The sequence below is a fragment of the Methylobacterium sp. WL119 genome, from assembly GCF_008039875.1.
Lineage (GTDB): Bacteria > Pseudomonadota > Alphaproteobacteria > Rhizobiales > Beijerinckiaceae > Methylobacterium.
The window spans coordinates 21,955-32,119 of sequence record NZ_VRUU01000057.1 but is presented as its reverse complement, the minus strand read 5'-3'; the positions used below and the strand labels follow the sequence as shown (position 1 = coordinate 32,119).

9 protein-coding genes are annotated in these 10,165 nt (G+C 67.3%); 6 read left to right on the top strand and 3 right to left on the bottom strand.

Going from position 1 to position 10,165, the window contains the following annotated elements; genetic code table 11:
• From FV227_RS18790 to FV227_RS18765, 6 genes are all read left to right on the top strand, one after another.
• Positions 1-190, top strand: a 190-nt coding sequence (locus FV227_RS18790; protein WP_147859662.1) for a transposase, incomplete at its 5' end; no start/stop codon positions are given.
• Positions 191-945: 755 nt separating this feature from the next.
• Positions 946-2,340 carry an HAD-IIIC family phosphatase gene (locus tag FV227_RS18785; protein WP_187274872.1) on the top strand — a complete coding sequence of 465 codons (1,395 nt, stop codon included), beginning with the start codon at positions 946-948 and terminating at the stop codon, positions 2,338-2,340.
• A gap of 184 nt (positions 2,341-2,524) precedes the next feature.
• Positions 2,525-5,767: a glycosyltransferase gene (locus FV227_RS18780; protein ID WP_147725296.1), complete on the top strand. Its 3,243-nt coding sequence runs from the start codon at positions 2,525-2,527 to the stop codon at positions 5,765-5,767.
• A 112-nt stretch (positions 5,768-5,879) separates the two neighbouring features.
• Positions 5,880-6,347 carry a GspH/FimT family pseudopilin gene (locus FV227_RS18775; RefSeq protein WP_147725297.1) on the top strand — a complete coding sequence of 156 codons (468 nt, stop codon included), beginning with the start codon at positions 5,880-5,882 and terminating at the stop codon, positions 6,345-6,347.
• Entirely contained in the window at positions 6,319-7,128 is an 810-nt protein-coding gene (locus FV227_RS18770) for a prepilin-type cleavage/methylation domain-containing protein (protein ID WP_147725298.1), read from the top strand. Before FV227_RS18775 ends, FV227_RS18770 begins: the two co-directional genes overlap by 29 nt.
• 1 nt (position 7,129) lies before the next feature.
• Entirely contained in the window at positions 7,130-7,996 is an 867-nt protein-coding gene (locus FV227_RS18765) for a type II secretion system protein GspK (RefSeq protein WP_147725299.1), read from the top strand.
• 21 nt (positions 7,997-8,017) lie between these two features.
• On the opposite strand, the gene FV227_RS18760 is transcribed toward FV227_RS18765, so the two are convergent.
• Genes FV227_RS18760 through gspG form a run of 3 tightly spaced genes read right to left on the bottom strand, consistent with a single transcriptional unit; the run spans position 8,018 to position 10,155 of the window.
• Positions 8,018-9,193 (bottom strand): class I SAM-dependent methyltransferase, encoded by a 1,176-nt coding sequence (locus tag FV227_RS18760; protein WP_147725300.1) that lies wholly within the window; start codon positions 9,191-9,193, stop codon positions 8,018-8,020.
• A gap of 24 nt (positions 9,194-9,217) precedes the next feature.
• The gene (locus FV227_RS18755) at positions 9,218-9,709 is read right to left on the bottom strand and encodes a prepilin-type N-terminal cleavage/methylation domain-containing protein (protein ID WP_147725301.1); all 492 of its coding nucleotides are present in this window, start codon (positions 9,707-9,709) and stop codon (positions 9,218-9,220) included.
• Positions 9,706-10,155, bottom strand: a complete 450-nt coding sequence (gene gspG, locus FV227_RS18750; RefSeq protein WP_147725302.1) for a type II secretion system major pseudopilin GspG — start codon at positions 10,153-10,155, stop codon at positions 9,706-9,708. The genes FV227_RS18755 and gspG overlap by 4 nt, the downstream gene beginning before the upstream one ends.
• Positions 10,156-10,165 lie beyond the last annotated feature (10 nt).

Here is a 10,165-nt window from a genome sequence, read left to right as displayed (position 1 = left end):
CGCTCGGCGCGGGATCGACAGCAGCGAGAAGCTTGGGCGTCACCGTTGGGTAGTCGAGCGCACCCATGCCTGGTTCAACCGTTTCCGACGCCTGCCCGTACGCTACGAGCGTCGCGCCGACATCTACGAGGCCTTCACCAACCTCGCCGCCAGTCTCATCACCCTCAACCAAATCAGGCGGTTCTGTTAGGCGCTCTTAGAACCCTACCCGTCCGTTTCGGAGTAGCCCGGAAACATACTCGAGGCACGGCTCGATCAGCACCAGAAGGCGACGACGACAACCAAGACGTTCTTGCAAGTGAGCTTGTAGTAGCGCGTTGCGACGCGATGGACGCCTTTCAGGATAAGAAGACGGCATCGACGCACCAGCGCGCACGATGAAGGCGCCGCCCATGTTGCCCTCTAGATACCGGGATACCCCTGCGCGATCGACACGATTAAGGAGACGGCACGGGCGAAATTTACGTCGGCCCAGCAGGAAACCGTATGACGTCGCTCTGGAGGTTCTTGTCGCCGCGGAGATCAAATTTCGGGCGGATTTCTAGCGCCCCGTCGCGCAATGGGGACATATCGGCCGATCCCGTTGTAGATTCACGGAGTTCCCGAGACCCGAAGGAGTTTCGGATCCCAACCGGCCTGCGGGCGACCCCGACCGGCTTGAGGCGGATCCTGGTGATCGGCTCCTGCCTCGTCGAAGATCTGGTCTCCCATTCGAACGACAGCGGGGCGACGCCCGGCGACTTCGTCCTGTTCAACAACATCGGACGACTGCCCGACACCCCGCCGCAGCCGATCGCCGCCTACGACGTGCAGATCGTCCAGATCCCGCTGCGCACCCTGCTGGCGGACGCGCATTTTGCCAAGCTCAAGTATCATCGCACCGAGGATTACCGGCTCGTTTTCGATCAGGCCGTGCAGCGCCTGAGCCTCGCCCTCGACGCGGCGATGCGCTGGAACCGGGAGACCGGAATTGCGAGCCTCATCGTCAACTACTTCCGCCCGCAACAGGACGTGCTCGGGCGCCTGTTACCGCGCAACGACTTACGGAACTTCACTTATTTCATCGATCGCCTTAACGAGAGTCTTGCCGATCTCGTCGCTAGCTATGCGAACGGTTACATCCTCGACTTCGACGCCATCTCCGCTACGATCGGACGCATCCACGTTCAAGACGAGCATCTCTGGATGCTGAATCACAATTCGACGTTGAGCGACTTCGATGCCGCCCACGATCGCGGCCGCCTTCACCCGCCGCCGCCGGTCAGCCGGCAGAGCGATCTGCGGATCGACGCGTTCTTCGATGCGGTCCACGCTGAGATCGAGGCGATGGTCCGGACGCTGCGGCAGATCGATGCCGTCAAGCTGGTGATCGTCGATTTGGACGACACGCTCTGGCGCGGCGTGCTCGCCGAGGAGTCGGGCGAGGCGAAGACCAACGAGGGCTGGCCGTTCGGCCTCGCCGAGGCACTGAACGTCCTTAAGGCGAGGGGGATCGTGCTCGCCATCGCGAGCAAGAACGACGACGCGACGATCCGCGCCGCCTGGGATTCTCAACTCGGCGACCGCCTGGAACTCGCCGATTTCGCGGTGGTGATGATTGGCTGGAATCAGAAGGTCGAGAGCGTCGCCGCGATCCTACAACAGGTCAACGTCCTGCCGTTGAGCACCGTGTTCATCGATGACAACCCGGTCGAGCGGGCCGCCATCGAGGCGGCGTTTCCGGGGATCCGGACGCTTGGGGCCGACCTCTACGGCATCCGCCGGACGCTTCTGTGGTCGGCCGAAACGCAGGTGCCGTTCATCTCGGACGAATCCGGAAGGAGGACCGAGATGATTCGGGCGCAGGTGGTGCGCGAGAAGACCCGCAAGACGGTCTCGCGCACCGAGTTTCTGGACGATCTCGACATCCGGGTCGCGTCGGACGTCATCACGACGATCGGGCATGGCCGCTTTCCCCGCACTCTCGAACTGATCAACAAGACCAATCAGTTCAACACCACCGGCCACCGGTGGACTTCGGAGGCGATGCAGGCGGCCCTTCAGGAGGGCGCGGTGATCCATGCCTTCTCGGTTGCCGACCGTTTCACCGATTACGGCCTCGTCGGCGCCGTCCTCGTGCGCGGCGCTGCGATAGAACAGCTCGTCATGAGTTGCCGCGTCGTCGGGCTCGACATCGAGCGGCGGATGCTGGCGAGCATCGTCGACGGGCTGAAGCGGGACGGTTCGACCCGGGTCTCGGCGTGCTTTCTCGCGACGGACAGGAACGCACCCTGTGCCGACGTCTTCGCCGATTCTGGGTTTCGCGCCGAGGGTGAGGGGTGGGTGTTCGATCTCAACTGACCGCGCGCGCGGCGGCAAACCTTCGTTCGGGCGCATCCCCGTTCCCCGAACTGGCCGCCACGCCGTCGGCGCGTGAACGGCGGGAAGCAGGTCCGATCCCGGTGCGCGATGCTTCGGCACGTTGTCTTTGCTGCGTCGAGGGTGCTTCCGGATCGGCGACAGAGGGTGGGCGGAACAGGACGCGATGAAGTTCTTTCGCAGCAAACGTCGTCCGCGCGTCGATCCGGTCATCGCGGATCATACCCGACGCGTTCAGGATTCCGGCCTGTTCGACGCCGAATGGTATCTTGCGACCTATCCAGAACTCGCGGGCTTTGGGCCGGGCCCCCTGGCGCATTTCTGCGAATACGGCCTGCACGAGCATCGCGATCCCGGGCCAAACTTCGACACGCGCCGCTACCTCGACGCCGTCCCCGCGGCCGGTACGGGTCCGCTGCCGCCTTTCCTGCACGCGATCGAGGCAGGCGAGGCCGCGAACGGATGCCCGGTCTGGCTGCGGGACGACGACGCGTCGCAGATCTACTTGATCCGCACCAGCGGGCTGTTCGACGAAGCGTGGTACCGCGACACCTACCCGGACGTCGCCAGGGGCGGATGGGATGCGCTGGCCCACTACCTCGAATACGGCGCGGCCGAACTGCGGGACCCCGGCCCGGCCTTCGATGCCGAGCATTACGCGCTCACGTATCCTCGCTACCACGAAACCTTTCCGATCCCGCTCGTCCATTACCTTCGGCTGGGATTCCGCCGCGGCCATCGGCCGACGGGCGTCTCGCGCTACGAGCGCTGGCTCGCCGTCCACGACGATCTCGAAGTGGCGGATCTGGAGCGGATCGCCGCCGAACCGGTGCCGTCGACCGTGCATTGCATCATTGTCGTCGGCCGGGACGACCCCGGCGCATTCGTGAGCGCCCTCGCAGGTCAGGCCGGTTCCTCTTGGCGCGCCATGCTGCTGCGCGGCCCGGACGTGGACAGCGCCTTCTGGAAGAAGATCGTCGCCCAGGTCGCCGCCGAGCGGCGGATCGCCTGCGTCGATACTATCGCCGAGGCGCTGGCAGGGCTGGCGGACGGGGACATCGTGTTGCTCGCCAGCGGGGGGAGCCGGCTGCGGCCGCACGCCTGTCACGCGTTCGCGGCCGCGCTCGGCCACGGGGCGGCGCTCGGCGCCTACAGCGATCACGACCGAATCGACGGGATCGGGGCGCGGCATGCGCCGGTGTTCGCGCCCGCCATGTCGCCCGTGCTCATGCGGCAGGTGCCCTATGCCGGCCCGGTGATCGCCCTGCGCATCGCCCCGCCGACCCGTGAGATGCTGGCGGGTGCATCGGGCCGCCTCGGGGATCCCGACCGGGCCTGGGCGGACCTGCTGCTCGGGCTCGACCCCGCGCGGGTGATCCGCATCCCGTTGATCCTCTACCACCGAGCCGTGGACGAGGCGGTGCCGCCATCGCGCACGAACCAGCCCGTTCCCGATCCGTCGTGGAACGCGGCCGAGGCATCTGACGACCCGCCGGAGCCGCTGCCTACCGTCCGAATCGTCATCCCGACGCGGGACCGGAGCGCCCTACTACGGGCCTGCATCGACAGCGTCCTTACACGCACCGACTACCCGTCCGAGCGTTATTGCATCGTTGTCGTGGACAACGGTTCGTCGGAGGATGAGACGGCGCGATACTTCGCGGAGGTCACGTCGGATGCGCGGGTGCGCGTCGTCGCCTCGCCCGGCCCGTTCAACTTCTCCGAGATCTGCAACGCCGGCGCCGCGGGCGCGGACGAAGACATCCTCGTTTTCCTCAACAACGACACCACCGTCCGGCAGCCGGATTGGCTGCGCCAGCTCGCCGTCCACGCCGCCCGGCCGGAGGCGGGCGCCGTCGGCGCGCGGTTGCTCTATCCAAGCGAGACGGTGCAGCATGGCGGCGTAGTCCTCGGCATCGCCGGCGTCGGCGCGCATGCCCTCGTCGATCTGCCGGAGGCGACTGCGCGCGCCCTCGATGCGACCCGTGAGATGAGCGCCGTCACCGGGGCCTGCCTCGCGGTCCGGCGTTCGGTCTTCGCGGAGATCGGCGGCTTCGACCCGCTGCTGCGGATCGATTACAACGACGTGGACCTCTGCTGCGCCGCCCATGCTGCGGGATACCGCAACCTCTACGTCGCAGAGCCGCTGCTGCTGCATCACGAATCGCTCTCGCGCGGCGCCTCCACGACCCGGGCGGATCAAGGCCGCAACGTCCGCGAGGCGATCCGCGTGCGGCGGCGACACGCGGCGGTGATCCGGGACGATCCGTTCTACAATCCGAATCTGTCGCGGGAGAGGATCGGGGGCCTCGCCGTTCCGCCGCGTGTGGTTCTCCCGTGGCGGCGTCCGCCCTCCGGCGTTCGCAGGGTTCTACTGCTGAGCGCCGGAGGCGGCATCGGCCAGTGGGTGGCGGATCAGGCGGCGTTTCTCACCGCGCGGGGCTTCGAGGTCATCCTCGGCGGCCCCGACCGGGAGGACGTGACCGCCGGCCCGGATCGCCGTCAGGTCCGACTCGCGGATCCCGTGGAGGCGGCGGTCTTCGCGACGCGCGAAGGCGTCGATGCGGTCATCGCCCACACCGCGCCGTTCTTTGCGGTGACGCAGCATCTTGGGCGGCGGCCGCTCGTCTACTGCGTCGATCACGGCGACGCGCCGCCGGGATCGGGGCCCGATCGCGACGCGCGGGCGGACGCAATCCTCGACAAGCGCTACCACGCCGCGCTGGCGCGCCGCGTCTTCTCGACGTCGCCGTCCGCACGGGACGCCCTGTTCGGCCAGGAGACGGTGCTGCTTGCCCATGACCGCCCGGCGGGTGCGGCATGGTCCGAGGCCTGGGCTGTGCGACGCCCGGCTCTCCGCGAAAAATTCGGTTTCACCGGGCGCTTCGTCGTGATCAATCTCTTCGGCATGGAGGCAGGAGACGCGCGGGACGATGGCATTGAAGACTTCGTCGCACTTGCCACCGAATATCCGTTCACCGATTCGGCACTTAAAGTTCGACCTCTTTTCGTCGCGGCCAGCCGTGGTCCCGTCGCCTGTCCCGACGAGCCTACCGACCTCGTGACGTTCGCGTCCCTTGGCGATGCCGACCTCTTCGACCTGTTGGCGGCCAGCGACCTCTATCTGACCCCGCAACGCCGGCAGGGCGTCGCGTGCGGCATTGCGCTCGCGCTTGCCATGGGGCTGCCGGTGGTCGCATCAGAGATCGCGGCTCATCGTGCCTATCCCCTTGAGATCGCGGCGGACCTGCCAGGGTTGTACCGGCTGATTATGCGCCATGCAGAAAGCTGGCGCGCAGGCACTGTGCACCGGACGGCGGTACTCATGCCCGGCGCGGATCCTCTGGCCGTGCTGGCGGACACGATCGCCCTCGACTTGGACCGCGATATTGCCGAACATTGGATCTGAGCACCTCACGCGACGCCTCGAATTCGACGCGCTCCGATGCAAGTGCTTCCCCGTGGGGCAGACTTCCTGCGGCTGGAGTTCCGCCGTAGGGCCAGGATTCTGAAAACACCGCATGAAACCGGCCGACGCCTCCCACCGCGCGAACCATGCGGGTTTCACCCTGATCGAGATGACGCTGGTCCTGGCGATCATCAGCCTGATCGCTGCACTTGCCTTGCCGCGTGTGTCGTTCTCGGGGAGCGCGACGAGCTTGCGGGTTAAGGGGTTCGAGATCGCGGCGATTCTTAGGGCCGACCGCGATGAAGCCGTCCGCAGCGGGCGCCCGGTGACAAGCGTCGTCGATCTCGCGGGCGGCCGCGTGCTGTCCAGCGCCGAGAATGGGGTAGTCGCCATCCCAACCAACCTGTTCCTGCGCATCTCCGGCGCGGGGCTCGACGGCATCCGCTTCCTGCCGGACGGGCGGGCGTCGGGCGGAGAGATTTTTCTGATGCGGGCCGACCGGTCCGGCATCCTGTCGGTCCGGGTCGATCCGCAGACCGCAGCGATCGTGATTGACCGGGGCGCACGTCTTGACGAGTGAGGGGGACGCCCGCGCAACACACACCGCGCGACGTCTCCGCGTCCCGCCCGCGCGGCCGCGTTCGGCTGGCTTCCTCCTTCTGGAGGCGCTGGCGACGATGGCGATCGGTGCAATCATCCTCGTCGCGGTCGGGTCACTGCTCGGGCTAATGTCGCGGCAGGCTGACCGGACGGCGGAGCGCACCGAACGCTTAGACGTCGCCAGCCACGCTCTGGCCGCGCTCGCCCGCGACATCGGGTCGATCGCGCGCGCGCGTTGGGCCGGGCCGGGCCAGCGGAACTTCGTGTTCGCGGGCCTGCCCGACCGGATGCTGTTCTCCCTAGACCGAACTGACACGGACCGCACGCCCCGGAGCCTCGCGATCCTGCTGCAGGGGACCGAGACAAAGGACGGCAGCACCGTGCTTCGCGCCGAGGCGCCGCTTTCGCCCCTCGATCGCGACGAGGCCGCACTCGATTTCGCGCCCGCGCACACGGTCTACGCTGGCACGGCCTCAGTCCGCTTCGCCTATGTGGTGGCGCCCGGCGAAGGCACTCCCGAACTCTTGGTCGACGTCTGGCCCGCGGCCGAAACGCTGCCGATCGCCGTGCGCGTCGCCTTCACCGATCCCGCAAGCGGGGAAATCCTGTCGAGCCTTCGCGTCCCGCTACGAATTGAGGCAGAGCCGGGCTGCGCCGCACCGCGAAAGGCGTTCTGCAGCCGCATCGATCCGCGCTCGCTTGAGGCCCAAGGCCAGCCCGGCGTGCCGACGCCCGGCATGGCCGCTGCGGTTGGGCGCTGAGATGCGCAGCCGGCAGGACGGCTTCATCCTCGTGGCGGTGCTCGGCATCATGGCCCTACTCCTGAGCCTTGCCGGCGGGACGGCGCTGATGGTGCGCTCAGCCATCAATGGCGTGCGCGGTACCGCCGACGACCTCAGACTCGAAGCGATGGTCCGCTCCGGCATCGACCTCGCGGCCCACGAACTGTTCGCATTGAAACTCCCGGCGGCGCGGATCCGCGACCAGCGGATCGCCGTCGACGGCGGCACCATCACCCTGTCCGCAGTCGACGAATCTGGCCGGATCGACCTGAACTGGTCTGATCCCATGCTGCTGGCAGGCGCGTATCGCGCCGTTGGGCTAACCGGCTTAAAGCCTGAGATATTCGCCGCCCGCGTCGTGCAATGGCGCGACCGCTACGAGGACAAGCCGCCGGCGAACGCCGATCCGGCCAAGATCAACCTCGCGGCCAAGCCCGTCGGCCGGGGCAAAGACGGCTTCCGTACCGTGGGGGAACTCCGCTGGTTGGCCGACGTCACGGACGACGATGTGGCCGCCCTCGCGCCCCTGCTCACCGTCGACAACGTCCAGGGCCGCGTGAACGTGCTGGAAGCCTCCGCGACGGTTCTGATGGCGCTGCCCGAGATGAGTCCGAGCCTCGTCGCGCAGGTGGTGGCTTTGCGTGCTGCGCCGCGTGCGACGATCGACGATCGACTCAAGCTTTTGCTGCCGAAGCAGCAGCCGTTAATCACCACGACACGCGGCACGGCCTTCCGCGTCCGCGTCATGGTCACCACCGTGGCGGCCGCCAACCGCAGCGTCGCCGTTACCCTGGCCCGTGCTCCGATCCGCGACGCACCGTACTACGTCACCGCTTGGGAGCGCTGACCGGCTCCGAAGGGGCAAGGGTCAGATCCGGTTGGTCGGTTTGACCACGAAGTAGAGGTCATCAGACGCCACGAGCCGGGTCTCGATCGCTATCCGCTCGATCATCATCGTCAAGTCGAGGATCGCCATGTCACTCTCGCTGCGGAAATTTCCGGCGCGGTCGGCGAGCAGGTTGCGCAGCAGCGTGCCCCCCATCGGCAGCACCTCGACCACGTCGAAGGCGGCAAACAGCATCGAGCGCAGGTCGGCGCTGCGGGGCGCCTCGCTTGGATCGTAACTGGCTACCGCCGGGATGGTCGGCAGCGTCAAGCGGGCATCGATCCGGTCCTCCTGCTCCTCTTTCAGGTTCCGCCGCAAGTGCGCGGGCAGGTAGCCGAAGATCTCGTCGGCGAGCCGGCGGGCATCCCGATCCATCTGAAGGCGCGGCGGCCCGAAGTAATCGAGACCGAGGATCAGCCCGTCCGGCGAGACGATCCGGTTGAGGAAGGGCAGGAACCGTTCGAGGTCGGCGCAATGGTGCAGGGAGTGGCAGAAAAAGACCACGTCGAAGCTGCGGTCGATCGGAGGCGGATGGTTGAAATCGAAGGCTAAAAACTCGGATTCGAGCGGAAACTGCTCGATCTTTCGCCGAGCGTCCGCGAGCAGGGCCGCGTCATACTCGTAGAGCGTGATCTTCGACAGAGGCCAGTGTCCCTGGCGCAGGATTGCCTCCTCGATCCCGCCCGGGCCGCAGCCGAACGAGGCGAGGCTGAGGTTGCGGCCGAGCCGCTCGCGCAGCGGCGCGAGGTGGCGGTCGAGGGTCCAGTCGAGCCATAGACCGCGCTCGGCGGTGGAGCGGCCGGTCATCAGGCGGGCTACATAGTCGTGAACCGGCGGTAGGCCCTTCCAGTCGAGCACTTGGCGTCGTGCCTCCCAGTCGGGGTCGAGCACTTGCCGCCAGGTGGTCTCGCCTGGTGCGACCGGCTCGCCCGAGACCGCGCCGTCTGCGGCGGGCGCCGGTTCCATCGGGGCCGGTGCAGACGCGATAGAGGCAGCCTCCGGTTCAGGAGGGATCGGATTCGGGATCGGTCGCGCGGCTTTCGAGAAGCGCTTCAGGAAGATCTCGAGGCCCATCATACGGATCACTTTCAGTCTGCCTCGCGTCGTGAGTCCGGAGGTTCGGAAACCCGACGGTTCCGGTCGGATCGCGAAGGCCACGGGCCTGTCTCGGTAGCGATCATGCTACCGCCCCCCGCCATCGGCCGATGCCGTCTGCCCAAGGCGGATCGTCTCGACCGTTACGGCCGTTCCGCGGCGGGTCAAAACCTCAATGTCCTGGCGCATGGGCGTCCAGCGGATGCGCGGGGCGGGGCTTGCCGGATCGCAGGAGCCGGCCGATTGCTGGCAGCCGCCTTCCGCGTCCCGCTCGGCCTCGGGTAGAGGAAGCTCCAGTGCCGCGAGGAGGATGGTGTAGCGGTAGCCGTCCAGGGTTCCGGTGCGTCCGCCCCTGCCGATGTCCGATACGCGCAAAGGTTCGGCCAGGAGCGAGCGGGCGACGCGCTCGGCGGCGAGCCTGTCCTCTACCGCCACGAGCCCGGCGCGCGACTGCACCACGCCCCGCTGCACCACGAGGCTCAGGACAGCTACGATCGCAAAGGCCGCGAGCGCCTCGATTAGCGTAAAGCCCGCCGACACCCCGCGCTTGCGCGAGTCGCTTCGAACCCCGGCCGTCATTCCTTGCCGATCACGCCGTTGCCGCCCTTCACGCCGTCGGCGCCGAGCGAGAGGATGGCGTAGGGGGCGGTCTTGCCTGGCGTCCGGTACTCGTAGGGATGTCCCCAAGGGTCGGCCGGAACGCTGCCCTGCTTGAGGTAGGGACCGCTCCAGTTCTCCGCGGCGGGCGGGCGCTGCACTAATGATTGCAGGCCCTCGCTCGTCGACGGGTAACGGCCGTTGTCGAGGTAGAACAGGTCGAGCGCTGAGGCGAAGGACTCGATCTGAAGCTTGGCCGCCTTGTCGCGCGAGCTCGACAGGTAGCCGAGCACTCGCGGACCCGCGAGGCCCATGACGAGGCCGAGGATCACCAGCACGACGAGCAACTCGACGAGGGTGAAGCCACCCTGCGCATCGCGCCGGGGACGCACGGATTGATCGAAGCGGAAACGCACGGAAGCCATCATCGGGACGAAA

Coding starts and splice junctions, on each gene's coding strand:
- FV227_RS18785 (WP_187274872.1), top strand. CDS start 946: ATGCGCTGGAACCGGGAGACCGGAATTGCGAGCCTCATCGTCAACTAC.
- gspG (WP_147725302.1), bottom strand. CDS start 10,155: ATGATGGCTTCCGTGCGTTTCCGCTTCGATCAATCCGTGCGTCCCCGG.
- FV227_RS18765 (WP_147725299.1), top strand. CDS start 7,130: ATGCGCAGCCGGCAGGACGGCTTCATCCTCGTGGCGGTGCTCGGCATC.
- FV227_RS18780 (WP_147725296.1), top strand. CDS start 2,525: ATGAAGTTCTTTCGCAGCAAACGTCGTCCGCGCGTCGATCCGGTCATC.
- FV227_RS18775 (WP_147725297.1), top strand. CDS start 5,880: ATGAAACCGGCCGACGCCTCCCACCGCGCGAACCATGCGGGTTTCACC.
- FV227_RS18755 (WP_147725301.1), bottom strand. CDS start 9,709: ATGACGGCCGGGGTTCGAAGCGACTCGCGCAAGCGCGGGGTGTCGGCG.